23 protein-coding genes are annotated in these 26,405 nt (G+C 69.7%); 11 read left to right on the top strand and 12 right to left on the bottom strand.

The window, feature by feature from the left end; all coding sequences use genetic code 11:
* Window positions 1–842: 842 nt before the first annotated feature.
* The 9 genes from GVV76_RS01765 (at window position 843) to GVV76_RS01725 (ending at window position 10,753) form a co-directional block, all read left to right on the top strand.
* Entirely contained in the window at window positions 843–2,471 is a 1,629-nt protein-coding gene (locus GVV76_RS01765; protein WP_201292172.1) for a diacylglycerol/lipid kinase family protein, read from the top strand.
* A 50-nt stretch (window positions 2,472–2,521) separates the two neighbouring features.
* Window positions 2,522–3,850, top strand: a complete 1,329-nt coding sequence (locus tag GVV76_RS01760; RefSeq protein WP_159624506.1) for a Mur ligase family protein — start codon at window positions 2,522–2,524, stop codon at window positions 3,848–3,850.
* A complete protein-coding gene (locus GVV76_RS01755; RefSeq protein WP_159522686.1) occupies window positions 3,847–4,626 on the top strand; it encodes a type 1 glutamine amidotransferase in 780 nt (259 codons plus the stop codon). The genes GVV76_RS01760 and GVV76_RS01755 overlap by 4 nt, the downstream gene beginning before the upstream one ends.
* A 123-nt stretch (window positions 4,627–4,749) precedes the next feature.
* Window positions 4,750–5,703, top strand: a complete 954-nt coding sequence (locus tag GVV76_RS01750; RefSeq protein WP_159522684.1) for a metal ABC transporter substrate-binding protein — start codon at window positions 4,750–4,752, stop codon at window positions 5,701–5,703.
* Between the two features lie 55 nt (window positions 5,704–5,758).
* A complete protein-coding gene (locus GVV76_RS01745; protein ID WP_159522682.1) occupies window positions 5,759–6,514 on the top strand; it encodes a metal ABC transporter ATP-binding protein in 756 nt (251 codons plus the stop codon).
* Window positions 6,514–7,632 carry a metal ABC transporter permease gene (locus GVV76_RS01740; RefSeq protein WP_235905096.1) on the top strand — a complete coding sequence of 373 codons (1,119 nt, stop codon included), beginning with the start codon at window positions 6,514–6,516 and terminating at the stop codon, window positions 7,630–7,632. Before GVV76_RS01745 ends, GVV76_RS01740 begins: the two co-directional genes overlap by 1 nt.
* The gene (locus GVV76_RS01735; protein WP_159522680.1) at window positions 7,632–8,525 is read left to right on the top strand and encodes a metal ABC transporter permease; all 894 of its coding nucleotides are present in this window, start codon (window positions 7,632–7,634) and stop codon (window positions 8,523–8,525) included. The genes GVV76_RS01740 and GVV76_RS01735 overlap by 1 nt, the downstream gene beginning before the upstream one ends.
* 9 nt (window positions 8,526–8,534) lie before the next feature.
* The gene (locus GVV76_RS01730) at window positions 8,535–9,056 is read left to right on the top strand and encodes an NUDIX hydrolase (protein WP_159624504.1); all 522 of its coding nucleotides are present in this window, start codon (window positions 8,535–8,537) and stop codon (window positions 9,054–9,056) included.
* A 251-nt stretch (window positions 9,057–9,307) separates the two neighbouring features.
* On the top strand, window positions 9,308–10,753 hold the full coding sequence (locus GVV76_RS01725) for a hypothetical protein (protein ID WP_159624502.1): 1,446 nt from the start codon (window positions 9,308–9,310) through the stop codon (window positions 10,751–10,753).
* A 109-nt stretch (window positions 10,754–10,862) separates the two neighbouring features.
* On the opposite strand, the gene GVV76_RS01720 is transcribed toward GVV76_RS01725, so the two are convergent.
* The 7 genes from GVV76_RS01720 to GVV76_RS01690 all read right to left on the bottom strand — a co-directional run bounded on the left by GVV76_RS01720 (window position 10,863) and on the right by GVV76_RS01690 (window position 18,706).
* Entirely contained in the window at window positions 10,863–11,114 is a 252-nt protein-coding gene (locus tag GVV76_RS01720) for a DUF350 domain-containing protein (protein WP_159522674.1), read from the bottom strand.
* 149 nt (window positions 11,115–11,263) lie between these two features.
* Window positions 11,264–11,716, bottom strand: a complete 453-nt coding sequence (locus GVV76_RS01715) for a hypothetical protein (RefSeq protein ID WP_235905087.1) — start codon at window positions 11,714–11,716, stop codon at window positions 11,264–11,266.
* Between the two features lie 129 nt (window positions 11,717–11,845).
* Window positions 11,846–15,856, bottom strand: coding sequence for a type VII secretion protein EccCa (gene eccCa / locus GVV76_RS01710; RefSeq protein WP_159522672.1), 4,011 nt, complete (start codon window positions 15,854–15,856; stop codon window positions 11,846–11,848).
* Window positions 15,853–16,638: a hypothetical protein gene (locus GVV76_RS01705; protein WP_159624500.1), complete on the bottom strand. Its 786-nt coding sequence runs from the start codon at window positions 16,636–16,638 to the stop codon at window positions 15,853–15,855. Before GVV76_RS01705 ends, eccCa begins: the two co-directional genes overlap by 4 nt.
* A gap of 152 nt (window positions 16,639–16,790) precedes the next feature.
* On the bottom strand, window positions 16,791–18,086 hold the full coding sequence (locus GVV76_RS01700) for an EsaB/YukD family protein (protein WP_159624498.1): 1,296 nt from the start codon (window positions 18,084–18,086) through the stop codon (window positions 16,791–16,793).
* Entirely contained in the window at window positions 18,086–18,433 is a 348-nt protein-coding gene (locus GVV76_RS01695; RefSeq protein WP_159522666.1) for a hypothetical protein, read from the bottom strand. Before GVV76_RS01695 ends, GVV76_RS01700 begins: the two co-directional genes overlap by 1 nt.
* Before the next feature lie 39 nt (window positions 18,434–18,472).
* A complete protein-coding gene (locus tag GVV76_RS01690; protein ID WP_159624496.1) occupies window positions 18,473–18,706 on the bottom strand; it encodes an FHA domain-containing protein in 234 nt (77 codons plus the stop codon).
* A gap of 1,158 nt (window positions 18,707–19,864) precedes the next feature.
* Here GVV76_RS01690 and GVV76_RS01685 point away from each other — a divergent pair.
* Together GVV76_RS01685 and GVV76_RS01680 are read left to right on the top strand one after the other, a co-directional pair.
* Window positions 19,865–20,200 carry a WXG100 family type VII secretion target gene (locus GVV76_RS01685; RefSeq protein WP_159522662.1) on the top strand — a complete coding sequence of 112 codons (336 nt, stop codon included), beginning with the start codon at window positions 19,865–19,867 and terminating at the stop codon, window positions 20,198–20,200.
* 30 nt (window positions 20,201–20,230) lie between these two features.
* Window positions 20,231–20,545, top strand: a complete 315-nt coding sequence (locus GVV76_RS01680) for a pore-forming ESAT-6 family protein (RefSeq protein WP_159522660.1) — start codon at window positions 20,231–20,233, stop codon at window positions 20,543–20,545.
* Between the two features lie 174 nt (window positions 20,546–20,719).
* Here the strand turns inward: GVV76_RS01680 and GVV76_RS01675 are convergent, their stop codons facing one another.
* The 5 genes from GVV76_RS01675 to GVV76_RS01650 form a co-directional block, all read right to left on the bottom strand.
* A complete protein-coding gene (locus GVV76_RS01675) occupies window positions 20,720–21,022 on the bottom strand; it encodes a hypothetical protein (protein WP_201292171.1) in 303 nt (100 codons plus the stop codon).
* A gap of 795 nt (window positions 21,023–21,817) precedes the next feature.
* On the bottom strand, window positions 21,818–22,120 hold the full coding sequence (locus GVV76_RS01665; RefSeq protein WP_201292170.1) for a hypothetical protein: 303 nt from the start codon (window positions 22,118–22,120) through the stop codon (window positions 21,818–21,820).
* A gap of 324 nt (window positions 22,121–22,444) precedes the next feature.
* Window positions 22,445–22,843 (bottom strand): DNA/RNA non-specific endonuclease, encoded by a 399-nt coding sequence (locus GVV76_RS01660; protein ID WP_159624492.1) that lies wholly within the window; start codon window positions 22,841–22,843, stop codon window positions 22,445–22,447.
* Window positions 22,844–22,914: 71 nt separating this feature from the next.
* A complete protein-coding gene (locus GVV76_RS10295; RefSeq protein WP_236263149.1) occupies window positions 22,915–23,505 on the bottom strand; it encodes a hypothetical protein in 591 nt (196 codons plus the stop codon).
* Window positions 23,506–23,510: 5 nt separating this feature from the next.
* Window positions 23,511–26,390 carry a DNA/RNA non-specific endonuclease gene (locus tag GVV76_RS01650; RefSeq protein ID WP_159624490.1) on the bottom strand — a complete coding sequence of 960 codons (2,880 nt, stop codon included), beginning with the start codon at window positions 26,388–26,390 and terminating at the stop codon, window positions 23,511–23,513.
* Between the last annotated feature and the right edge of the window lie 15 nt (window positions 26,391–26,405).

Raw genomic sequence — 26,405 nt, 5'->3', positions numbered from 1 at the left:
TCGCGGTCCTTCCATGACGTGGGTTTTTGCTTGGGAGCCCGGGGGCTCGGCCGGTTCCAGGCCGCTGAGGCGGGCAGAGTGGGCGGCGACAGGGCCGGTGCTTCCAGCTTCATCGACGCCCCCGACCCCGTCACCGCTTCCGTGGGCCTGCCGGTCGCTCCCACTGGCCTCGACGGCGATTCCGCGGCACCGCTCGGGAGGGGATGACGACGGAAAGGCCGGGGCCGCCATCGTCGGCGGTGAGCGCATGAGCCCGCTGGGCGCGTCCAGGGCAGCGGTGGGCCGTTCAGAGCGGCGGTGCGCCGCCCAAAGCAGCGCTCCCCGCGATGCTTCGGGTGGCCCAGCGGTGCCGCAGACAGCCCACCGATGCCGCAGACGGCCCAGCGGTGCCCCGTCCAAAGCAACGGCGGGCCGCAAAGCAGCGCTGGGCTTCAGGGCAGTACTGGGCGCGTCCAGGGCAGCGGTGGGCCGTTCAGAGCGGCGGTGCGCCGCCCAAAGCAGCGCTCCCCGCGATGCTTCGGGCGGCCCACTGACGCCGCAGACAGCCCACCGACGCCGCAGACGGCCCAGCGGTGCTCTCAACAGCCCGGCAGCATCCACGCCAGCAGAATCGCCAGTATCGGCAGCCCCACCAGTGTCGAGTCTCATGGCGCCGACGCCGGCCCAACGGCCGACGCCCGCACCCGCCGGCCCAACGGCCGACGCCCGCACCCGCCAGTCCCACGGTCCGCCGAGCGCTGGGGCCGGGTCTCAGTCGGCGTCGCCGAGCGCTGGGGCCGGGTCTCAGTCGGCGTCGGCACGCACCACCGGGCGAGGGCTAGCCTTGCCTTGGAAGGAGCCCGATGAGCACGACGAGCAGCGCCCGCGCCGCGACGCCGGAATCCCCCCGGTCAGCCGACGCCCGCGCCCGCCGGGAGGTCGCCGGGCGGGCGATGGAACGCGTGCTCGCCGTCATGCTGATGCTCGCTTTCGCCATCTGGACCCTGCTGGTGGTCACGGGCCGCACGGCTCATCTCGACACGGCCTTCACACGGTCCTCCCCCCTGCTTCCCCGCTCAGCGGGGGCCCAGATCGCCGAGGCCTACGCGCTCCTGACCCATCCCGCCCTCATCACGGCGGCCATCGTCGGCCTCGCGCTGTGGTCCTTCAAGGAGCGGATGCGCCGCCTGGCCCTGGCCCTCCTCATGGCCGCGGCCGGGATCCCGGTCCACTGGCTCATCTCCACCTCGCTGGGTATCAGGCAGCCCCACTCGCATCTGCTCGACTCTCTGTCCGTCGTGGGCGGCGCGTACCCGAACGCCCAGATCGCGGCTGTGACCATCGCCTCCTCGATGCTGCTCGTGCTCACACGCGCCCACCGGCGGCCCACCTCGGACATGGCGGTGTGGTGGCTGGCGGGCATCGCCGCCATCATCGCCTCCTGCTACAGCCAGTGGGCGATGGGGATAGCGAGCGCCTCCGACCAGATCGGGGGGATCCTGTGGGGGGCGGCGGTCACCAATACGAGCCTTGCCCTGGGCGGTGTCGACACGATCCTGTCCTCCTGGGCGCGCCTGGGCCTTCCCACGCGCAGCGTCGACAAGCGCGCCGCCGTCATCTACAACCCCACGAAGTTCTTCGACCTATCCCTCCTGCGCCGCCGCATCGAGGCCGAGGTCCTGGCCGCCGGCTGGCTGCCCACCCAGTGGCTGGAGACGACGCCGGAGGACCCCGGCCGCGCGATGGCGCGCCAGGCGCTCGAGCACGGGGTGGATCTCGTGCTCGTGGCCGGCGGGGACGGGACGGTGAGGGCGGTGGCCGGGGAGCTGGCGGGCACCGGCATGCCGATGGCGCTCCTCCCCTCGGGCACCGGCAACCTGCTCGCCCGCAACCTCCTCATCCCCCTGGACACCGACGCCGCCCTGCGCCTGGCCCTGTCGGGCAGCCCCACCGCCATTGACCTCGTGCGCGCCACGTGGGATGACGGCGAGGAGATCTTCGCCGTCATGGCGGGCCTGGGCCTGGACGCCCAGATCATGGCGGACACGAAGGACGAGCTCAAGAGGGTCATCCGCGCCGGGGCCTACGCCGTCGCCGCGATGCAGCACGCCAGCCCGCGGCCCTTCCGCGCCGCCATCGCCCTGGACGGCGCCGCCCCCGAGGAGCACGACATGGTCATGGCGCTGCTGGGCAACGTCGGCACGATCACCGGCGGCATGACGATCCTCCCTCACGCCACCCCCACCGACGGCCGGGTGGACCTCCTGCTGGCCCGCCCGGACCGGGTCGTCGACTGGGCGCGCATGGGCGCGATGATGCTCGCGGGCCGGGTCCCGTCGGGGCTCACGCTCGCGCAGGCGTCGCGCGTGTCCATCCGCGCCAATGAGCCCGTGCCCTTCGAGCTCGACGGCGATATCGCCGGCACCACCCGAGCCCTCGACATCGAGGTCATTCCCGGGGCGCTCTCGGTCATCGCCCCGCCTCGCCCCTGAGCCGGGGGAACGGTCCGCCGCGGCTCCGGGCGCTGGATAGACTCGCGCTCATGACCTCTTCAGCATCCCCGCGCTCCGGCCTGACGGTCGCCCTGGGCCGCGCGGCCCGCGTCGCGGCCCGCCTGCGCGGTGGCGGTAGCGGCGGAACGGCCTTCCCCGGGCTCGTCATGGAGAAGGCCGATCCCGGCTTCCTCGCCCGCGCGCTCGGCCAGCTGCCCATGGGCGTCGTCGTCGTGACCGGGACCAACGGCAAGACGACGACGACGAAGATGGTCGTCCAGCTGCTCGCCGAGCAGGGGCTGAGGGTCGTCACGAACCGCACCGGCTCGAACTTCGTGCGCGGGGTGCTCGCCTCCCTCCTCCACGACGTCGACGCCGTCGGCCGCCTGCGCGCCGATGTGGCCGTGCTCGAGCTCGATGAGGCCCACGCCGTCCGCTTCGTCCAGCTCGTCAAACCGCGCGCCTGCCTGCTGCTCAATGTCATGCGCGACCAGCTCGACCGCTTCGGGGAGATTGACTACACCGCCTCCCTGCTGCGCAAGGTCGCCCTGGCCACCACGGGCGCCGTCGTCACCAACGCCGACGACCCGCGCCTGGGCGCGCCCGCCTTCACCGAGGGCCTGGCCGCCCCCGTGTCCGCCTTCGGCGCCGGCCCCGGGCTGCGCTCCCTGTTCCTGTCCGACGACGAGCTGCGCGCCGGCGCCGCCGACGCCACCGCCGCCCGCCATGTGAGCCCCCGCGTGGTCCTGGAGTCACTGAGCGGCCAGGACGCCACCGTCCTCGTGGACGGGACCGCCCACGAGGTGCGCTTCACGATCCCCGGCATCCACAACCAGCTCAACGCCTGCGCCGCCCTGGCCGTCGCCCTTGAGGCCCTGGGGGATCGCGCCGACGCCGCCCTACCGGGCCTGCTGAGCTCGCTCGGGCGAGTGCGGGCCGCCTTCGGCCGCGGTGAGGTCCTCAGCCTCGACGGCCGGGAGGTCCAACTCTCCCTGGTGAAGAACCCGGCGGGCTTCCGCATGGGCCTGCTCACCGCGGCCACGGCGCCCGGCCCCGAGTCGGTGATGGTGGCGGTCAACGATGAGTACGCCGACGGCCGGGACATGTCCTGGCTGTGGGACGTGGACTTCTCCGGCCTGAGGCAGGCGGGCGTGGCCGTGGTCACGGGCACGCGCGCCTGGGACATGGCCCTGCGACTGCGCTACGACGAGGTGGATGTGGGGGCCGTGGAGCCGGACCTGGGCCGGGCCCTGGACGCCCTGCGGGAGGACTCGCGCCGCACGGGCCGGCCCATGCGCGTCTTCACCACCTACACGGCGATGCTCGCGCTGCGCGCCCGCCTGGGCGAACTGACCGAGGTCGAGGAGGTCATGAAGTGAGCGCCCAACTCTACGAGCACTCCGGGGAGGCGGGCGGCGCGAGCGCCGGCGCCCTGCGCGTCCTGCAACTCTACCCCCGGGACATGAACATCTACGGGGACTGGGGCAACACCCTCGTGCTGGCCCGCAGGGCCCAGTGGCGCGGCTACGACGTCGAGGTCCTCTCCTACGACCCCGGCGACGAGCTGCCCGACGGCGTCCACCTCGTGGTGGGCGGCGGCGGCCAGGACTCCGGCCAGGAGCGCATCACCGCGGATCTCCAGGCGCGCTCGGCCGAGTTGCGCGCCTGGGCCGCGGACGGAGTGCCCATGCTCGTCATCTGCGGCCTCTACCAGCTCTTCGGCCACCGCTTCCTGACCGCGCAGGGCAGCGAGATCCCCGGCATCTCCGTGTTCGACGCCGAGACCGTCGCCGGTCACGGGCGCCTGATCGGCAACATCACCACCACCAGCGAGATCTTCGGCGACATTGTCGGCTACGAGAACCACTCCGGCCTGACCACCCTGGCCCCCGGCCAGGCTCCTTTCGGCCGAGTGCGCTCGGGCGATGGCAACAACGGCCAGGACGGCACCGAGGGGGCGCTGGCCCACCACGTCATCGGCACCTATCTGCACGGCTCGCTGCTGCCGAAGAACCCGGCCGTGGCCGACTGGCTCCTGGAGCGGGCCGTGCGGGCCGCCGGCCTGGAGTGGGTCGGCGAGGACGTGGCGCACCCCGGCCTCGACGGCGCCTGGGCGGACAGGGCCCGCGCGGTGGCGATGTCCCGCCCGCGCTGAGCCCTAGGCCCGGTCATCAACGCGCCGGTGAGAATGATCGCCACCGGGCTTGCCACTAACGCTTACCATTCTTTAAAGTAATTAGGCACGCCTTATCACACCCCTAATCTCCCCGGAGGAGCCATGCGTCTCACCCGCCGCAGCGCCATCATCTCCCTGGCCGCCCTCTCAGCGGGCACCCTGTCCGCCTGCGCCACCGATAAGAAGAAGGACGGCGGCTCCGGCGCGGGGAAGTCCCTGAGCATCGTGGCAACCACCGGCTACCTGGGCGACGCCGCCAGGAACATCGCCCCCGACGCCACCATCACCGTGCTCGTCGGCCCCGGGGGCGACCCCCACACCCAGGAGTTGACCACCAAGGACACCCAGGCCATCGAGAGCGCCGACGTCGTCCTGTGGACCAGCCACGACATGGAGCACAAGATGCTGGACCAGCTCGATGGGCTCGGCGCCAAGCAGGTGCCCGCCGCCGAGTCGATCCCCGAGGACATGCTGCTGCCCTGGGAGGAGGACGGCGTCGTCGAGGGCCACGACCCCCACGTGTGGAACTCCCCCGACAACTGGAAGCACGTGGTGACCGCCTGCGCGCGCAAGATCGCCGAGATCGACTCGGCCAACGCCGAGACCTACAAGGCCAACGCCGAGACCTACAACAAGAAGATCGACGAGGCCAAGGAGGCCGCCAAGAAGCTCTTCGACGCGATCCCCCCGGAGAACCGCGTCCTGATTACCGGCCACGACGCCTTCAACTACCTCGGCAAGACCTACGGCATCGAGATCCACGCCACCGACTTCGTCTCCTCCGAGTCCGAGTTGAGCGCCACCGACATCGAGGAGCTCGCCACCCTCATCGCCGACAAGAAGATCAAAGTCATCTTCCAGGACAACCTAAAGAACCCCGAGGCGATCACCCACGTCAAGGAGGCGGTGGCCGCCAAGGGCGGGAGCGTCGAGGTCTCCGACAAGCCCCTGTACGCCGACTCCCTCGGCGAGTCCGCCCCAGTGGACACCTACCTGGGGGTATTCGCCTACAACGCCGAGACCATCTCCTCCGCACTGGCCGGCACTGCCGCCTGAGCGCCCACCCGAGGCCGGGGGCCGCCGTGGCGGGCCCCGCTGACGAGGAACGCCTGTGACGCACGATCCGCACCCTCCCTGCGCCGTCGAGCACCTCTCGGTGGCCTACCACGCCCGCCCGGTCGTCAAGGACGTGAGCCTGACGATCCCCGCTGGCGCCGTCACCGCCGTGCTCGGCCCCAACGGCGCGGGAAAATCCACCCTCCTCAAGGCCGCCATGGGCCTCATCCCCTCCCTGGCCGGCTCCGTACGCTTCTTCGGCGAGGAACTGTCCCGGTCCCGCAGCCGGGTGGCCTACATGCCCCAGACCGCGGAGGTCGACTGGGACTTCCCCACCACGGTGCGCGACGTCGTCACCATGGGCACCTACGCCAGGCTCGGCTGGTGGCGCCGCCCGGGGGCCTCCGAGCGGGCCACGGCACTGGAGGCCCTGGAGAGGGTCGGCATCCCCGACCTCGCGGACCGTCAGATCTCCCAGCTCTCCGGCGGCCAGAAGCAGCGCGTCTTCATGGCCCGCACCCTGGCCCAGGAGCCCGACCTCTACCTGCTGGACGAGCCCTTCGCGGGAGTCGACGTCGCCTCCGAGCAGGCCATCATGGGGGTCCTGCGCTCACTGCGGGACGAGGGGCGCACGATCGTCGTCGTCCATCACGACCTGTCGACGGTGAGGCGCTTCTGCACCCACGCGATCCTCCTGTCCGACGGCCTGCTCGTGGCCGCGGGGCCCCTCGAGCAGGCCTTCACCCAGACCACGCTGCACCGCGCCTACGGGCTGACCGATGAAGCCCTCATGGGCGAAGGGCGGCAGTGATGAGCGCCGTCCTCGCCCTGACCGCACTGCCGACGGCGCCCCTGGCCGAGGCCGGCGCGCTGCTTCCCGGCATCGTCGGGCCCGGAGCGCTCCTGGCCTCCTACACCTTCCGCATGATGCTGCTGGGAACCTCGATCGTGGGCCTGACCGCGGGGGTGCTCGGCGCGTTCCTGTACCTGCACAAGCAGTCTCTCGTCTCCGACATCATCGGGCACGCCGCCACCCTGGGCGTGGCGGGCTCCTTCATCATCGCCACCGCCGTCCTGGGCATCGGGGGGCGCTCCATGCTCGTGCTGACCATCGGCTCGATCATCGCCTCCACCTGCGCAGTGCTGCTCGCCAACTGGATCGCGGCGCGCTCGCCCGTGGGGCTCGATGCCGCGATGACGATCTGCCTGGCGCTGTTCTACGGCGGCGGGATCGTGCTCATGCGGATCATCGTCCACTCCTCCCTGCCCGAGCGGGGCGGGATCACCTCCTACATGTTCGGCAACGCCGCCACCCTCACCCGGGCGGACCTGGTCACCATCGTGGCCTTCGGCGCGGCCTCGCTCATCGTGGTGGCGGCGTGCTGGAAAGAGCTGGCACTGCTCACCTTCGACCCCATCGCCTGCCGGGCGATGGGCTTCTCCCCGCGGCTCCTCTCCCCGCTGCTGCTGGGCACCGCCACCGTCGCGATCGTCATCGGCATCAAGGCCGTCGGGCTCATCCTCATGGTGGCCTTCGCGATCATGCCGGCGGCGGCCGCGCGCCAGTGGACGCACCACCTGTGGTCGATGGTGGGGCTGTCCGGATTGATCGGTGGGGCCTCCGGGGCGATCGGATCGGTGCTGGCGGTCAATCTCGGCCGCGTGCCGACCGGGCCGGTGGTTGTCCTGGTCCTGTCGGTCTTCCTCATCGCCTCCCTACTGGGTGCGCCGGAGCGCTCGATCCTGCGTCGTCGGGCCCGCCTGCGCGCGCAGCGCCGTGAGCTGCTGGCCCGGATCACCGCCGAGGCCCATCGGATCGAAGGGCCCGGCCCCGCTGAGGCCGGCTCCGCTGAGGCAAGCCCCGCCGTCCCGGTCGGGGCTCCGGGACCGGTCGCGAGCGCCCCGACGATGCCGGCGGGGGCGCGCTGATGCCCTTCATCGTCTCCGTCGCCGTCCTGGCCGTCACCACGGCGCTCACCTGCGCTCTTCCTGGCACTCTCCTCGTGCTGCGCCGCCAGTCGATGCTCGTGGAGGCCATGTCCCACGCCGTGCTGCCCGGCATCGTCGTCGGCGCGATCATCTCCGGCTCCACGCGATCCCCGCTCATGGTGGTGGCGGCCTCCCTCATGGGACTGGTCGTGGTGCTGGGCGCCGAGCGACTGCGCGCCTCCGGGCTGGTGACCGGGGACGCCGACCAGGGCCTGATCTTCCCCGCCCTCTTCGCCATCGGCGTGCTGCTGCTGTCCACCACTCTCTCCCAGGTGCACATCAGCGAGGACACCGTCCTGACCGGGGACCTCAACCTCATGGCCCTGACTCCCGAGCACATCCTCGTGGCCAACGGCAGCATCGACCTGGGCCCGCGGATGATGTGGCGCCTGGCCGCCGTCTTCGCGATCACAGCGGCCTATATCGCCCTGTGCTACCCCACTCTCAAGATCTCCACCTTCGACCCCGTGTCGGCCCGGACCCTGGGCCTGCCGGTGCGGCGCACCGACCTGGGCCTGATGACGCTGGTGGCGATCACCGTCGTCGTCGCCTTCGACGCCGCGGGCGCGATCCTCGTCGTGGCGCTGATGACGATCCCCCCGGCGACCGCCCTGCTCGTGTCGCGCTCCCTATTCGGGGCGATCCTGATGAGCCTGGGGATCGCGGCGGCCTCCGCGCTGCTCGGCTTCTGGGTGGCGCTGCGCTGGGACCTGGCGACGTCATCGACCATGGCGGTGGTGGACGCACTGGTGTTCCTGGTCGTGCTGGGGGTCACCGCGCCCAGGCGCGGCCTCGCGGCAAGGGCTGGCGAGCAGGGCGCCTCCCACTCTTAGACTCGCCCCATGGCGACACCGGAATTCATCCTGGCCCTGCGCGAGAGAATCGGCCACGACCAACTGTGGCTGCCGGGAGTCAGCGTGGTCGTCGTCGCCGGGCACGGGCGGCTGCTGCTCGGGCGGCGCGCTGACAACGGTCAGTGGTCTGTGGTCTCGGGGATTCCCGAGCCGGGCGAGCAGCCGGGCGCGGCGGCGGTCCGCGAGTGCCTGGAGGAGACCGGGGTGGCGATCGAGTTGCTGGGTCTGACGCATGTGGGGGCGAGTGCTCCGAAAACCTTCCCCAACGGCGATCGCTGCGTCTTTATGGACATCGACTTCGTGGCGCGGCCCGTGGCCGGGGCGGGGCCCGCGAGAGTGGCCGATGACGAGTCGACGGAGGTCGGCTGGTTCGCGCCGGACTCGCTGCCCGAGCCCCTCATGGGCTCGGCTCGGCGCCGCATCCGCGCCGCCCAGGCCTGGCTCGCCAAACCCGCCCCCGCCGCATTCGACCGCCCCTCGCGCCCCTGCCTTCCGCTGATCCGGGGCTGAGCGGGCGCCTCCGGATTCAAAATGGCGCGGTTTGAGGATTGCTCGGGCATCAGCATCCTTCTGGGGCGCAGCCGCCCTTCACCCCACGCCTCTGACCTGCATAAACCCATAGCGCGACATGGCGTCAGGAAAAGGAATCCTCAAACCTCGCCACTTTCCGTGCGAGCGCAGGGCCTTGAAGACCTCAGCGTGAGAACCGTCCCTGCTCGAACGGCTGCGCCAAAGGACACGATCAGGCAACAATAGTGAGCATGCTCGCCACCGTTGTCCTGCCTGCCCTGCAGATCGTCCTGATCCTCATCGTCGGCTTCCTCACGTGGCGCTCCGTCCAAGTGGCGGCCCAGGCGCGATCGGAGGCCCAGGCGGCTAGGTCGGAGGCCGTCGCCCGCGCGGCATCGTCAGGCCAGGGTGGGGGCGTGCCGCCGGAGGTGCTGTCCCGCATCGAAGAGCAGTTGCGACGGCTGGGCGCCGCCAGGGCAGCGGACACGGACGAGCAGCACCACGCGGCCCCCAGCGAGCGGCTGATGAGTGAGAAGGCGGATGCTTACCGCGGCTTCCTGCGGGAGATCGCCTCCGAGAACACGCATATCGGAACCGGCCGGCCCGTGCGGACCTCCGACGCCGCCGAGGAGGCGCTGAGCCGGTTGCGCTCGGTGACGGTGCTCATGGGCTCGGAGGCGATCCTGCGCTCGCTGCGGAACTTCTCGATCATCCGCGGCCAGCGGCCCCGCACGCGGTGGACTGAGCCGGCGATCATGGCCTACGCGCGCCTCCAGGTGTGCCTCGTGCAGGCGATCCGCCGCGACCTGGACACCGCCAGCGAGCCCTTGAGCCCGGAGGAGACCTGGGCCTCGATGAGCACGGGGACGGCCGATCCCGCTTTCCGCCTGGCCATGCTCACCCCGATCTCGGAGGTGCTGCACCATGCGGGCCAGGACCTGTCCCTCTACGATCTGCGTGAGGAGCCGACGGCGCACGCGTGGCGCTCGGCGGCCAGCGCCTCGTCGGCGCAGCGGGCGCAGACCGGCCCGATCACCCCGATCGAGCAGCCCATCGCAGTCGAACCCGCCGCCTACCAGCAGCGCATCAACCGGCCCAAGCCGACCGACCACGGGACGCACGGGCGCGGATCAGCCGGCAGCGCCCCCTCCGCCGCGGCCCCCTCCCACAAGGCGGCCAGCACCTCGTCGCACCGCAGCACCGCCCAGATCCCGCCCACTGAGGCGAGGATTCCCGACCGCGCGTCCTCGCCGACGCCGTCGGCACCGGGAGCCTCCTCGCGGCGCCCCGTCCACGCCCCGGGGCGCACGACGCAAGGATCGGCGACCTCCACCCCCACGGTGAGGCTGTCAGCTTCCTCCCCCTCGTCCATGACCGTGTCAGTGTCCTCGGCCACGGCGGCCTCCGCGCCCGCCGCCTCCACCCCGGCGACCGGAGCCGATGAGCCCTCCGCCCCGGCCAGGCGCGGCCCGGGCCAGCCCGGCGCCCGTGGGCAGGCCTCCGCAAGACGAGCGGGGGCGGCCGCAGGAGCCGGATCCGCCTCCTCCTGGTCCCAGGCCGACGGCGCCCGCCCCCAGTGGGGCCTTCGTCAGTTCGCGCAGGAGAGCCAGTCGAGCCGAGGCAGGTCAGGCTCCTCCGGCTCCCAGGACCGCTCGGGCCGCCTGCGGCCGGGGCGGGTCACCGCTCCCAGGAAGTAGGGTCCCGCGCTGGTCGCCCCGCGGTGAACCGCGAGAAGCAAGCCGACGGCGCCCGCCGCCCCGTGGATGGGGTGGCGGGCGCCGTCGTCGAGGCGCTTGAGGCGGCTGCTCAGCCGGTGATGGTCGCCGAGACGATGATGGCGACGGCGATGGCCGTGCCGGCGAGGGCGACGCCGAGACCGACATTCTGGTCCTCGAGGAGCTCGCGGCGTAGGTTGAGCCCGAAGGCCTTGTTGACGGCCCAGGTGAAGGCCATGAGCAGGACGACGCCGAGAAGGGCGTAGACGACCGTGGCCAGGATCGACTCCCAGGTCAGGCCCACGCTCGACAGGTTGTGGCTCGCAAGGGGGATCGTGTTCATGCTTCCTCCGCGTTATCGCGCTTCGCCATCTCGTGCTCGGCCCGGCAGGTAGTCCGACGCAGCCGAAACTACCGGCCCTCCCCGGCACGCGCGTCGGGGAGGCCTGGGCCTTGACGCCGCGCCGGGCACCGGTGACGCCGCGCCGTCAGTCACCGCGCCGGGCGCATCCAATCGGGGGTGGTGCCGGGGTCCCGGGGGAAGTGGGAGAGCTCGTCGGCGCAATCCTTGGCGCTCACGGGCGGGTCGAGATCTGGCTTGCGGTCGTAGTCGACATTGACCTTCAGGCGGTAGTCCGGAGCGGTCATGGTCAGGTGCGCCCAGGTCCATGTTCCGCCGCGGGGGTGGGCCATGGCCACGCGCAGCTGCACCGCCTCTTGGACGATCTCGCCGGGGATGACGTTAGCCTGCTGGGCCCCGTTGATGATGGCGGTGGTCTGGACGGACGCGCGAAGGCCGACGGTCTCGATCTCGATACCGGCCGCGGTGGCGCCGACCTGCTCCATGTACGCGGCGAGGCTTCCCTGGAGGCTGCCGATGGCCCGCGACTGGGCCTCAAGGCCACCGCCCATGGGCCCCATTCCGCCCATCATGTCCATCCCCATCTTCGGTCTCCATTCTTGGGTGTCGTGAGTTCAGCGCTGATAGTCGTCTACGGTATCGGCAATCGCGCAGCGACACCATCGCCGGTCGGGGATCCAGTGCGCCCCCGGCGAAGCCGCGGTCTGGCATTGTCAGGCCTCCGGCGCGAAATAGGCGGCCTGCGCGATACGCGGGCGCCTGCCGCGCTGGACCCAGTTCCCCCGGCCGGGGGGCATGCGAGCCGGACGGACGCCTCCCAGGAGGACGCCCTCAAGGCGGTCGCCATCCATGAGGAATCCGGTTCCGCCATTGTCCCGCAGCGCCAGGAGGACGGGATCGTACATGGCGTGCGAGGCGCCAGCGGTGGGACGGGCGACAATGACGTTGAGCCGCAGGTCCCTGGCCGAGGGCAGGTGGGGGACGATGGGTGACAGGATGTTGGTCCCTCCGGAGGAGAGGATGTCGTAGTCATCGATGACGAGGACGATGCGCGGCCCATCGGCCTCCTTGCCCTCAGCTATCAGGGCGGCGCGGCGGTCGAGTTCGGTGGCGATGGCAGCGGAGAGGCCGCCCGCGGTGGTCGACGAGGTCGCATGGCCCCCGAGGTAGGGCTCCGGGCAGGCTCGGGCGACGTCGCGTCGCACATCGTAGACGCCCAACACGAGCTCTTCGGGGGTTGAGCGTGCCACGAGCCCCTCGACGATGCCGCGCAGAACAGTGGACTTCCCGCAGCGGGCATCGCCGAACACGAGCAGGTGGGGGTCCGCGCCGCCCAGGTCCAATTGCAGGGGGGACATAGTGTCCTGGAAGATCCCCAAGGGGACCTGGTCGGGGCACTCGACGTCGTCGGGCAGGGTGGCGGGGTCGATGACGTCCGGGAGCTGGCGCACCGCCATGGGACGGGAGCCGGTCCAGGAGGCGTTCATCTCCTCGGCGAGCCCGTCAAGAGCAGCACCGACGCCCCGGTCCTCCTCGATGCGCTCGATGGGCAGGGCCAGGTGGCCGAAGAGCTTGTCGGGGCGCAGCACTCTGCCGGGGGCATCGGGGGCGAGGGTCTGGGAGAGTTTGCGCGCGATGAGGGAGTCAGCGGGGTCGTTGAGCCGCAGTTCGAGTCGGGTGCCGAAGAGCGGCTGCTGAGCCATCTTGAGATCATTGGCGCGGGCGAGGGTGGTCACGATGTGGACTCCTAGGCCTCCGCCGCGCCTTATCAGCTCGTCGATGCCGTCCTCCAACTCGGGGAAGTCGGCGCGGATGAGGCCGATACCATCAATGAGCAGGACGACGTCGGCGCTGGCCAGGCCGTCGACCCGCCCCTGCCGGTGCTCCAACCGCATCATCTCCAGGGAGTCGATGCGGTTGGCCGCGATGATCCGCTCGCGTTGGTCGAGCATGGCGACGATCTCGTCGAGCACGCGTCGCATCCGCTCACGATCACCGCGGGTGGCGATGCCCCCGACGTTGGGCAGGTGGCTCAGGCGGCTCAGCCCGCCGCCTGTGGCGTCGATGCCGTAGAAGGAGAGGCGCGAGGGCGGCAGCGCGAGCGCTGCCGACGTCGCCAAGGTCATGAGGAAGTTCGTTCGGCCGCTCTGGGGCGCGCCCATGAGGGCGATGTGTCCGCCGCCGACGGTCAGGTCGAGGTCCCAGATGTCCTGGCGCTGGTGGGCGGGGTCGTCGACGAGGCCGATGGGCACGGTCAGGCCCGGAGGATCCCACAGCCCGTCGGGGGCGCGGGGCGGCTGCCCCGGCCTGCGGCTGAGCTCGCCGCCGTACATGCCGGTCAGGGAGAGCTGACGAGGCAGTGGTTCGAGCCAGACCGGTGTGTTGGCCGGCGCGGCCCGGGAGAGCTGGTTGACGATCGAGTCCACCACGGTGGCGCGGATGGTGCGGGTCTCCGGGAGGGGCTCGCCGATATCCGCGCCGGCCTCGCCCTCGCTGCCTGCCTCCAGTTCGTTGTACACCGGGAGGAGGAGCGGGCGGCGCTCGGTGATCTCCTCCGGCTCTGGGACATCGTCGAGCTCGTCGAGCGGGCCGGAGACGAAGCCGGAGCGGAAGCGGGTGTAGATGGAGGTATCCACCTTGAGGTAGCCGTAGCCGGGAGCCGAGGGGAGGTGGAAGGCGTCGCCGTTGCCGATCACGGTAGCGGACTCCGACTCGGTGAAGGTGCGCAGGCAGAGCCGATAGGACAGGTACGTGTCCAGTCCGCGGAGCTTTCCCGCCTCGATCCGCTGGCTGGCGAGCAGGAGGTGGACGCCGATCGACCGGCCGATGCGCCCGATCGTCAGGAGGAGGTCGATGAAGTCCGGGTTAGCGGTCAAGAGCTCGCCGAACTCGTCGATGATGACGAAGAGGTGCGGCATGGGCGCCATGCCCTGGTTCGACTCGCGCAGATGGCGGTAGTGGCCGATGTCGGGGGAGTTGCCGGCGTCGCGCAGCTGCTCCTGGCGGCGGAGCACCTCACCGGCGATCGAGGAGCGGGCCCTCTCGGTCAGGCCGGCATCATCAGCCAGGTTGTCCATGAGCCCGACGACGTGCGGCATGGTGGCGAACGGGGCGAAGGCCGCGCCGCCCTTGTAGTCCACGAGGATCATCGAGAGGTCGTCAGGTGAGTGCGTGGTGGCCAGGACTGCGATAAGCGTGCGCAGGAGCTCGGACTTCCCCGAGCCGGTGGCGCCGATGCACAGGCCGTGAGGGCCAACGCCCAGTTGGGCGGACTCCTTAATGTCGAGGAGCACGAGCTTGCCGTCGTCGTCGGAGCCGATGGGCACGCGCAGGAAGTCCCGTAGCGGGCGCTTGGCCCACGACGCGTGAGTGTCGACGTGCCGGGGGTCCGCCACGCCGAGGAGGTCGCTGAGCGACGTGGTGGCGGCCTCTGACTCGTGGCGGTGGGCCGCCGCTCCCAGCGAGTGCGGCGCGAGGGCGCGCGCGAGTCCTTCCATGAGGGCCGGGCCGACGGCGTCGGGCTCGCAGAGGAAGGGCTGGGCCGTATCGGGGGCCGACGGATCCATGGGAGCGCTGGACCGCTGTTGGGCGCGCAGGTCCTCCACGAGGACGCCGTCGTCGGTGACGGTCAGGCGCCAGGAGGGCGAGGAGGGCTCGTCGAGGCGGTCCTCGACGAGGTGGAGGGTGGTGATGCCGATATCGCCGGGGGTGAGCGATTGGTCGGGGATGCTCAGTGCCCGCGCCGGGCCGTTGAGCTCGGAGACCACCAGGAGGCGAGGGCCGTGGAACCCGGTACGGATCCACGATCCGCGCGATCCCACTGCCTTCGTCGCGGCGGCGATGTCCGGCCGTAGCAGGCGCTCGAGTTCCTGGTGGTCCGGGGCGACGCGGCGCAGGGCTATCGGGCCGTCGAAGGCCCCGGTCACGCGCAGGTGCGGCAGTCGTGCGGCGCAGTCCCAGGCACTGGCCCGCTCCGGCTCGTGGGCGAGGGCGACCAGCAGGTCCTCGGGGGCGTGCAGAACAGCGGCCTGTGCGAGTAGGGCACGGGCGATGGCCGCGGTGGAGTCCCTCGGTCCGATGATCGAGACGTCACCGGCGCAGTCGAGGTCAAGCGCTGCCGGCAGGCCGCGTTGCACGCTGTGGCGGCGCAGCACGGCCTGCGCCTCGGTCATGAGCAGCGGATCGATCTGAGGAGGTGCCCCGCCACCGGGGATACGCACCATGGGGACGGGCAGGTCGGCGATGCCCAGGCGCAGGTGGAGGAAGTCACTGTCCGACAAGCGCCGCTCCCAGCGCCTTTCCGGGGCTCGCGCCATGATGACCAGCGCTGAGGGATCGGGCTGGGTCTGGAAGAGGTCCTCGCGGTACTGCGCCGATCGCGCGGCGGCCTGGCTGTCAGTGGAGGAGAGCTCGTCAAGGTAGTGATCCCTGCGCTCTCGACGCTGCCGCCCCTGCCCGGAGCGGCGGGAGATCATCATCGCCCCCATCCCGAGCATGGTGACGACCATGACCACAGCGCCGAGCATCGCGAAGATCGGGTTTCCCCGCATGACGGTCATCATGAGCATGGATGAGCCCGCACCGGCCAGGGGCAGAAGCATCTGGAAGGGGAACGGCTGGCCCACGCCAGTATCGGTCAACTGGGGCGGGATCGGCAGGAGGGCCGCTTCCGGTGGCTCAACGGGGGCGACAACGCGCCCGGGCCTGTGAACGACCTCGATCATGGGGATACCTTCCCGATGGATGGCAGGAGTTGGTCGCTCCCGCCGAGGCCTCGCTCGCTCGCGAGCGCTCGGCGGGAGCGCCGCGAAAGAGCGGCGATGCAACCGCTGATCGATGTGGCGGCGACATCGGCGATGACGCGGGAGGTCAGTGGGTCGAGGAGGCCGGGCGCCGAGGCTGAGCCGCCACCCCCGGCGAGGGAATGGTCGAAGGGCACGAGGCTCTCCCCCGCCCCGGGCTCGGGCACCAGGGGGTAGCCGGGCCTGGTGGCGACGACGACGTGCAGGAGCGCGCCGCGCTTGCCCCGGGCCTCACCAAGCAGACGAGCGGCCAGATCGCGCCCCCTATCCATGCTGGCGCGCTGGGCAGGGGAGACGAGGATGGTGCTGTGATGGCGCCGATGGAGATCGAGAAGCGCGGGGCCGAGGGCGCCGGCGTTGCCGGTCTCGGTGACGGCTGTGTCGAAGAAGCGCAGGTAGTCATGCTGGGCGCGGGTCCAGGAGCGCATGAGCGCATCGGGGTTGTCCGAGCCCTCGGGCAGGCGAAGGCAGGACAGGAGGCCGTCGGGACTGTTCCCGAGGGCCTCGATGGCCTGGGCGACTGTCCTTGGAGCGCGCGCCGCGGGCATCTCCGCGGCGCTGGCGGAGTATGGGAGGAGGTCGGCGGCGGAGCGGGGGCCGGACGAAGCGCTGATGAGCAGGCCTGGGCGGCGCCTCTCCCGCGCTATTAGGGAGGACAGCAGCAGTGCGATGGTCGTCGCCCCAGCGCCCGGGGCCGTGGGCACGACGAGGATGCGGCCTGTGAGCGGCAGTGGCCTGCGAATGGCCCGCGATGTCTCGATCGCGCGCGATCGATGGCCCGCTCCCCCACTGATGAGCGTGCCCCATCGTCGCAGCTCCCCGAGAGGTCCTCCTGCCGTGCGCCGCGCCCGCGCCATCATGCGAGCGCCGCCAGTAGATGCGAGTAGAGGCCGGACAGTCCGCATAGCAGGGGAAAAGTGGCAACCGTCGCCAGCGTCTCGACCCTGTCCCCGATCCGCCTCAGGCGGATGCGATCACGCGCTGCTGGATTCATCAGGCTGGTGGTCGTGATGAGGATGGCGGCCGCGCCGATCGCCCATGGCCTGGAGATCTCGGGAATGCGCGTGGACAAGACGAGCGCGGGCATCAGCGCGGCCAGCCACAGGGCGGCTACCTCGGCGGTCAGGGGGAAGGCGCGCGAGCGCAGGAGCACTGTCAGGCTCAGGCACAGGGTCAGAGCGATCGCCCATGGGTCGGTGTACGTGGCGAGGGCGGAGGCGGACGCGCCCAGGCCGATCGTGGTGACGAGGACCGCGCTGAGAAGGTGGTCGTGGGCGTGCCTGATGCTCCGGTGGAGGCGATGGCGGTCGGTCAGGCGGCCGGCCATGGCATCGTCATCGAGGCGGGAGATCCCCGAGGACGTCAGTGCCGACCATGGCAGGACTCCCAGGACAATGAGGCATATCAGTCCCATGGCGCCGTGGGCAATCTCGCTGGATGCCGCGACCCTGTCGAGGGCGGCCCATATTCCGACGAGCCCGAGCCCGAGGAGCGTCCCTGACGCCCAGCCGATGCGATGCTGGCCCAGGCAGTGCGCGCCCGCGCACACGAGGAGGACGACGACCGAGGCGATGGTGGCGCCAGCGGCATGAGCCGCCCAGGCACCCGGCAGGAGGAGGCCGCAAGCGAGGAGTCCTCCCAAGGTGCCGACGACGGCGCGGTGTCTGTTGGACGCGGCCGCGACGATCGACTCGGCGGCCATGGCCAGGGCGCCCGGCACGAGGGCGACCCAGGCCGAGGAGGCACTGGCGGTGTCGAAGGCCCATGGCCAAATCGCTGACGCGAGGGCGATCGCGGTGACCGAGCCGACCAAGCGCATGCGGTCGCGCTCGGACCATCGATCCGGGTGAGTGTCGGTGGCCTCAGCCAGCCCGTTCGAGATGTCGGCGACCTGCATGGGCGCGGGGGCCTGGTCATCGGCGACGACTCTGATGATCTCGCCGTCGAAAACGGATTGCGCGGCGAGGTCGAGTTCGAGATCGACCAGTGCGCCATCGGGTCTGACGAGGCTGACGGAGGGGATGTGGTTCCCGACGGTCAGCCCGAGCAGATCCATGAGCATGGGCATCTGGATGCCCATCGGCTCATCCGACGGCAGGACCGCCTCCGCGCGAGAGCGCTCGGTGACGAGGGTCAGTCGGGTGTAGGGCATCACTGGTCGCTCACCTGTTCCGAGGAGTCTGGGTCTGAAACAGCGTCCGGGGCAGTGTTCCGGGTGGCAGGGGCCTGCGCGGGCTTCGGGGTCGTGTACGGGGTCGCCTCGCTCGTGGGGGCGCCACGCGTCCCGGATGGGTGGCGGATCGAGTCCAGGTGCGTGGAGAGATAGCCGTAGCCGACGCAGCCGGCGCTGATGAGCGCGGCGACCACCAGCGAGCCGATCATCGCGGGGACCGTGCGTCGGACCGTCATTGAGGATCGCCCGCGCAGCAAGGCGATCCGCAGCCGGGCATGGTGGACCTTCGCGGATTCCAGGATGGCGGAGTCGTTGTCACGTGGCATGCCGCTCACCTCCTGTGAGTGCCGCGCGCGTGGCTCGGATCATGCGGGAAGCCTCTCCAACTCGGCGGACAGCCTCACCGCACCCAACTCGATCGTGCAGGGAAGGGGGACACGGTATCGCGTCGAGGGGGCGCATTGCTGGATGGCGCCGTCGAGACCGATGATCCGAGTGCCGCTGGCCGAGCCAAGATCAGCCAGGTAGAGAGAGCCGTCAAGGAGCTCAAGATGCGCGTGGTTGTCGGAAAGAGCAGATCCCGTTCCTGGGATGTCCACGGTTCCGTGCGGGGCGAGCGCTGGGATCTGCCGCGTCGCCCCACCGATGATCGTGGGCGAGGACAGGAGCCATGTCCACCCGTGGGCGGAGCGCAGACGGAGCGCGTACCGCGGCGACGGAATGGGCGCCGCCGAGGGAAGGCTGGGATGCGGGGGCGGTGGGGGCGGGACGTCAGAGGGACGCGGTGGCCTGGGTGGCGGCGTGGCCCATGCGGCCTCCTGGGGCACGACCTGGGTGGCGGAGGGCGCATAGGGCTGGGCCTCGGCCCGGGGGCGTCTGAACGGAGATGGGGGCATCTCGCGCTGAGGGGATGCGGGCAGGTGGCGTCTTTCATCGAGCGCAGACCCATCGTTTGAGAAGCGTCCCGGTTTGAGGCTGACCTGATCCCGGCCAGAGGAGCGTCGGGGGCGCCTAGGGGCTGGGGCCTCGATCCTGGGCGCTTCGCCGAGGGGGCCGCGAGTTGGATCGGGGCCGCGGCGCGTGTCAATGGTCGTTGCCCCGACGGCTTGCCCCAGCGCCGCCTGCGCGATAAGACCGCGTGGCGTTCCCGTGGGGAGCCCGGCTTCCTCGTCGACCGTGCGGAGCCCGAGAAGCGCCCCTCCTGCCCACCTCCCGTGCCGACCGTGGTAGTCGAGGAGGTGAAGAAGGGCGAGGGGACACATGATGATGAGGACAAGTCGGAACCAGGCTGGCCCTGGCAGGGCGAGACCCACCGCCAGTGGGACGATGACGAGGACGACGTCGATGGTGTCGGCGGCGAGCACGGCGACGAGGTCGGCGGGAACCCATGGTCGGCTGTCCGAGGCGGGGTGGGTGCGTGCCTCGGTTTGGGGTGTCATGGGGGTCCTTCCTGGGGTGGCGGGCCGGTGGCAGGGCTGTCGTCACTGTAGCGATGGGGGTGGGTGTGTGGCATATCCGTTGTCCCACGTTGGTGTGGGGATTGTCCCGGCGGGGGTTGGGCATGGGGGCGTCGGGGTTCGCGGTGGGATGAGTGGGATGCCATGGGGTGGGGCGCGCGGTGGTGGAGCCTCGTGCCTGGTGGGAGGGTCTGCTAAGGTGCGGTTGCCGTTGCGTGTTGCGGTTTTGTGATCTGGTTGGCGGGCGGGTTGCCCGCTGGCCCTGAGCGCTTCGAGTCCCGGAGGATGGAGGTCCTTGGTATGAAGTTCGATATGGCCGAGTCAGCGCTGTCGGAGTTGACGAAGAAGACGTCGACGTCTCACGACGACCTGGGAAGTCTGGTCAAGAAATTGGTGGCGGCGGCTGAGCCGCTGGAAGGGCGGTTCAATGGGGCCGCCCGAGCGGCGTTCGACTCGTTCAAGGGGCGGACGGACCAGGTGGCCAACGATCTGAACGGAGCGCTGGCGTCGGTACTGGGCGGCATCAAGGGGATGGACTCGGCATTCACGAAGGGCGTGGCCGATATGGTCGAGTCAACCAGGCAGGCCGAGTCGGGAGCGAATTTTGATGGGGCGACGTTCGGGCCGAGGGCCTGAGTCGATCGTCGAGCACTGGAGGAGTTTGAGATGGCGAACAATGTTGAGCAGCGGTCTTTTGACATGGGAGCGTCCAGTGAGGCTCAGTCGAATTTTGAGTCGGTGGCGTCCCGACTGGAGTCGTTGATCGATCAGCGCGATGCCGACGTGAGGGCTGCGATGGCGCAGTACCAGGCCGATGGGGTGTCGGAGGAGTATCACGCGAAGGAGCAGAATTGGAAGACCGCGGCATCCGAGGTGAAGACGATCATCACGACGCTGCGCTCGTCAATGCAGTCCAATGACGACACCGCGTCCGCGGCGTTGAAGGCGGCCGCCGCCGCGGTCCAGGAGATCGGCGGCTGAGGCATCGCCCGCCCCTGTGCCCGGGAGGCACGCCCCGGAGCACCACGACGGCATGCGAGCCGTTTGACAGCCGGTACTGCGGATCTTTCGGATTCCTCGGGGACTTGGAGGCGGTGTGGGGGCCAAGCGGATAGAATTCGCCCCCTACACCGCCTCATTCCACGACCACGCGGCTCATTCCCGAGTCATGGGGTTTGACGGCGCCTGCTCGGGGGCCGCGGCCCCTGACTGGTCGGCCTGCTGGGCCTGCTGGGCGGCCTTCTCTGCTTGCTCTGCCTTCTTGGCGGCCCGGCGGGCCCGGTCCCGCTCCCTGCGCCGGGCCAGGGCGGCCTCGCGCTTCTCCCACTGAGCCGCCCCGGCGGCCATCCACTCCGGGATGAACTCCGGATCACGCGGATGACGCCCCAACTCCACATAGCACGAGTGCGGCCCCGGGCGCTCAGGGCCATCACCGTCATCGAAGACAGGCTCCCTCATCCAGTCCACCTCACCGCGCAGCACCCACTCACCAGCCACCATCCAGAAATGACCGCACGTCCACGCCCCACGACCAGGCAAAGCCTGCCAATCACGCAGCCTCCCAAGACCGGGCCCGATACCGAGCGGAAGCCTGACAGACCTCCTCTCACCATCCACCGTCAACCAGCCCCTGACGCTGATAGCGCGACCGATCCCGGACATTTCTGTGTCGAAGCGCTCGAACCCCGGCACCTGCTGGACCCACTCACGGATCGCAGCCTCAAGGCCCTCAAAATCATCGCTTCTCTTTCCTGGAACGGCATTAAATCCGCTAATCATCATTATTGCGCACCACTTTCAGCAATAGCCTCATTCGGATAAACTTTCTCCCTGCCCGCGCTACGCCTATCAGTCCAGGAGACATGGAATTCTTCTGGTACTCGGGATGCGGGGTCCAGGCCCTCCAGGGAACCAGTGGGCGAGGCGGCGCCGGGGTCAGCGTAGCGCACCTCGACGCGTATATCCCTGTAATTGCCCGGATCCTCGCGGACCTTCTGCTCGAAGGCGTAGAACGTGTCGACGCCCTTGACCGGAAGATTGACATCCCTGTGCATGGGCACCACGTTGATCGCCTCCGGCGGCCCCCCGAACTCATAACCAGCCAGGTACCCGCGTAGACATCCGCCCAAATCATAGGGCGCCCTCTGCTGGTCGCGGCCATCGTGGCCAGCAGAGGGCACCTGGCTGCCGCCAAGCGGCGGAGGGGCGTGGCCGCGCCTGGGAGTGTGGGCACGCTCTCGGGGGCGCGTGGGGTTATGCCGGCGGCACCTGCTCGGCGGGCGCGGCCCCTGACTGCTCGGGGGCCGCGGCCCCTGACTGGTCGGCCTGCTGGGCCTGCTGGGCGGCCTTCTCTGCTTTCTTGGCGGCTCGGCGGGCTCGGTCTCGCTCCCTGCGCCGGGCCAGGGCGGCCTCACGCTTCTCCCACTGAGCCGCCCCCGCGGCCATCCACTCCGGGATGAACTCCGGATCACGCGGATGACGCCCCAATTCCACATAGCACGAATGCGGCCCCGGGCGCTCAGGGCCATCACCGTCATCGAAGACAGGCTCCCTCATCCAGTCCACCTCACCGCGCAGCACCCACTCACCGGCCACCATCCAGAAATGACCACACGTCCACGCCCCACGACCAGGCAAAGCCTGCCAATCACGCAAACTCCCAAGCCCACCACCTAAACCGAGCGGAAGCCTGACAGACCTCCTCTCACCATCCACCGTCAACCAGTCCCTACCGCTGACAACACGGCCGAGCCCGACCATCTCAGAGTCGAACCGCTCGAACCCCGGCACCCCTTGGACCCACTCACGGATCGCAGCCTCAAGGCCCTCAAAATCATCACACCTCACCACGGGCGCACCACCTCTCCTCTCCACAGATCTTCATCGCGAACCACCATCAGGAAGTGCCTCATTCGGATAATTTTTCCTTCCACCCACTCCCTGTCTATCGGTCCAGAAGACATCGAATCTCTTTGGCGCTCGGGACGCGGGGTCCAGGCCCTCCAGGGAACCAGTGGGCGAGGTGATATCAGGATCAGCGTAGTGGACCTCGACACGTATATCCCTGTAATTGCCCGGATCATCGCGGACCTTCTGCTCGAAGGCGTAGAACGTGTCGACGCCCTTGACCGGAAGATTGACATCCCTGTGCATGGGCACCACATTGATCGCCTCCGGCGGCCCCCCGAACTCATAACCAGCCAGGTACCCGCGTAGACATCCGCCCAAATCATAGGGCGCCCTCTGCTGGTCGCGGCCATCGTGGCCAGCAGAGGGCACCTGGCTGCCGCCAAGCGGCGGAGGGGCGCGCACGCGCCCGGGAGTGCGGGCACGCCCCCGGGGGCGCGGGCTCACGCCGGCGGCGCCTGCTCGGCGGGCGCGGCCCCTGACTGGTCGGCCTGCTGGGCCTGCTGGGCGGCCTTCTCTGCTTTCTTGGCGGCTCGGCGGGCCCGGTCCCGCTCCCTACGCCGGGCCAGGGCGGCCTCGCGCTTCTCCCATTGGGCAGCCCCGGCGGCCATCCACTCCGGGATGAACTCCGGATCACGCGGATAGAGCCCCAGCTCCACGTGACAGGCGTGCGGCCCCGGGCGCTCAGGGCCATGGCCGTCATCGAAGAGCGGCTCTCTCATCCAGTCCAACTCGCTGCGCAGCACCCACTCACCGGCCACCATCCAGAAATGAGCGCACGTCCACGCCCCACGACCAGGCAACGCCTGGGCGTCACGAAGGTTCGTAAATTTGAATGTAATATCCGAAGGAAGGTGAACCGATTTCCTCCGACCGTCCACCACTAGCCAATTTATACTTCTGCCCGAGCGTCCGAGCCCGACTGTTTCGCGATCAAAGCGCTCGAACCCGGGAATCGCCTGAGCCCATTCTCGGATAGAGGATTCGAGATCGCCAGTCACCTGCCCGGCAATCGATGACACCATTTTAGTCATCCCTCCTATCTTGGGGCGGCATCGTCGATAGCGCTATTTTTGTATGGCGCCTCTCTAGCGCCGCCATTTCGGTCCGTCCATTTTACTATGAATTCTTCTGGTACTCGGGACGCGGGGTCCAGGCCCTCCAGGGAGCCGGTGGGCGAGGTGATATCAGGATCGGCGTAGTGCACCTCGACGCGTATGTCCCTGTAGTCATGCGGATTCTTCCTCACATCCTGCTCGAAGGCGTAGAACGTGTCCACGTCCTTGACCGGAAGGTTGACATCCCTGTGCATGGGCACCACGTTGATCGCCTCCGGCGGCCCCCCGAAGCCATGAGCGGCCAGATGCCCGCCATTGAAGCCCTCACCACCCAGGTGCCCGATCTGGGCCTGCAGCCTCTTCGAGCGCCTGCGCCACCTAGCCACCTCAAACCCATCAGCCTCCACCAGCACCGTGCGCCCCGCCCCATCAGTCGTGTAATGGAACGTCCCATCCACCGTGTACGTCACATTCGGCAAAGGATCATTCAAGTCCTTGTTCATCGGATTGGCCCGCTCGCCCCACACGTGGAACCGCTCCACCGCCGAGAACAACTCCGCATGCCTGATCTGCCCAGACGCGTCAGTGTAGTAATCACCCCTGCCCTCCACATGGTAGACCGCGTTGGGCTCCAACTCCACACCACGCCCGAACGGCTGACGAGGCCCAGGCATGAGACCATCACCAGCCAACACCTCCACCCGCCGACGCTCAACGCCCTCGGGCAACTCGGGCCGATGAGCCCGATTGAACTCATCAGCGTCACCGGCCGCCCGCCGCTGCTCCAGGTGCCGCCTGATCGCCTCAGGACTGCCCGGCTCAAGCTCCCCATCGGTGCCCTCGCCCCCATGCGCGCCATCAGCGCCCTCATGGCCAGGCCCACCAGCCCCATCAGCGGACCGATCAGCCTCAGTCTTGTGACCGGCCTCAGCATCGGGCCCCTGATGGCCGGCCTCGGCCTGGCTGTCGTGATGGCCACCGGAGCCGTCACGCTCATGAGCACCATCGCCGCCATCCCGGGCTCTGTCAGCCTCAGCCCCGTGGCCAGCGTCGGCATCGGCCCCGTCATGGGTCCGATCAGCCTCAGCCCGGCCGTCGTGATGACCACCGGAGCCGTCACGCTCATGAGCATCATCGGCCCTCTCAGCCTCAGTCTTGTGACCGGCCTCAGCATCGGCCCTCTGATGGCCGGCCTCGGCCTGGCTGTCGTGATGGCCACCGGAGCCGTTACGCTCATGAGCACCATCGCCGCCATCCCGGGCCCCACCTGCCTCACCACTGTGGCCGGCATCGGCCCCGCCATGGGCCAGGTCAGTCTCAGCCCCGTGAGCGGCGTCGGCGCCATCCCGACCGCCCGGGCCCTCGTGAGCGCCGTCGACCTCGCCCCGGGCGCCCGCACCAGCGCCGCCCGCGCCAGCCCCATCGCCCCCACGAGACGACCCGGCGCCATCACCGGCGCCCCCACCGGGGGAGCCCTCAGCGGCGCGGGAGCCCCCCGGCGAATCCGCCGCCGACTCCAGGTGTGTCCCACCCCGCGCGACATCGAGGTTCTCCCCCTTCAGCACGTCCCGGCCCACCTCGGGCGCACCCATGCCGGACCCGCCGGCCGAGCCGCCACCAGGGACATCCGCATCCACGCGCGGCGTATCAATCCCAGAGCCCACATCGGCACCGGTCCACCTGCCGATCACATCATTGAGATCGAAGTCCAGCTTCAGCGCCGCCTTAGCCTTGCCCACCACGAAGCCGGTAGGAACCTCGACCAGCTTCCCAAGCCCAGCGCCCACGGGATCCAGGAACGTCAGCACGCGATCGGCCGTCACCGCGACCTGCCCAGCGCGCGCCAGCTTCGAGCCCGAGGCCCCGAGCTTGCCGGCCTTGCTCGCCCCAGCCCCCGCGCCGACGATAAAGGTCGCAAGGTTGAAGGCGGCGCCCCCCGCCGCGCGCGCCGGGTCATCACCCCACTGATCCGCGCAGACAAGCCCCTTCACGGCCCCGCCCCAAGAGTCCCGGGCCGTGCTCCAGGCAGCGTCGAAGCCATGCCAGCCATAACCGCCATTCTCATCCTCGGAGAGCCCGACAAGACTCCCAAGGCCCTTCCAGGTGTTCGAAGCCGTCTCCCCGGACCAGCTCCACCCATCCTGAGCGCTGTAGTCAACACCCACCAGATTGCCCAGACCGCGCAGCGTGCCACCCAGGCCCTCGCACACCACGCCATCCCACACGAATCGTTTTACCTGCACCCCGGCGGCCTTGGGGCAGTCATCCTTGCGTCCCACCGGTGATCCCCACGGCAGACCCTCCGTCCCAGCGGGAATCTCGCTGTAGCCGTAACCGAGCGGGTCGTTGTCACTGGTGGGGTCCGTGTGGAAGGCCTCAAGGTCGTCCAAGGCGCGAATCGTGTTCGCGCACTCCACTTCAGCGACCCACAGATCCGCCCTGATCTTGTTGGCCCGTTCAATCAGCGCATTGTTCTCGTTAACCTTATCCTGATCGTGATCCCACTTGTCATCCCCCGCGATCTTCGCCTTGAAAGCGATCCCATCGGCCTGGAGAGTCCGAGCCCGGGCCTTGATGCCTGACACGGTGGAGGCGAAGGTGGTCAGCGCTCCGGCCAGGGATTCCAGATCCCTGGCGAGATCGTCCGAGTTGTTCTTCACCGGATCCATCGCGGCGTACAGGGTCTCCTGCTCCGGGGCCGAGTAGCAGCCGGAAAGTCCGGACCATGTGGTCTGGATCGTCTGCCCTGCGGCGCGCAGGTCTCCCGCTTTCGTCTTCATCGTGGACGCGGCGGTCTCCACTGATGCGATATCGAAGGACAGGCAGGGGATTTTGGTCTCGTCGAAGGGGGTCTGTGCCATGGGATTTTCTCGCAG

The sequence above is a fragment of the Actinomyces sp. zg296 genome (assembly GCF_009829695.1).
In the GTDB taxonomy this organism is placed as follows: Bacteria; Actinomycetota; Actinomycetes; order Actinomycetales; family Actinomycetaceae; genus Actinomyces; species Actinomyces marmotae.
Note: the sequence above shows the minus strand (reverse complement) of the source record. Positions and strands in the feature narration are given on the sequence as shown.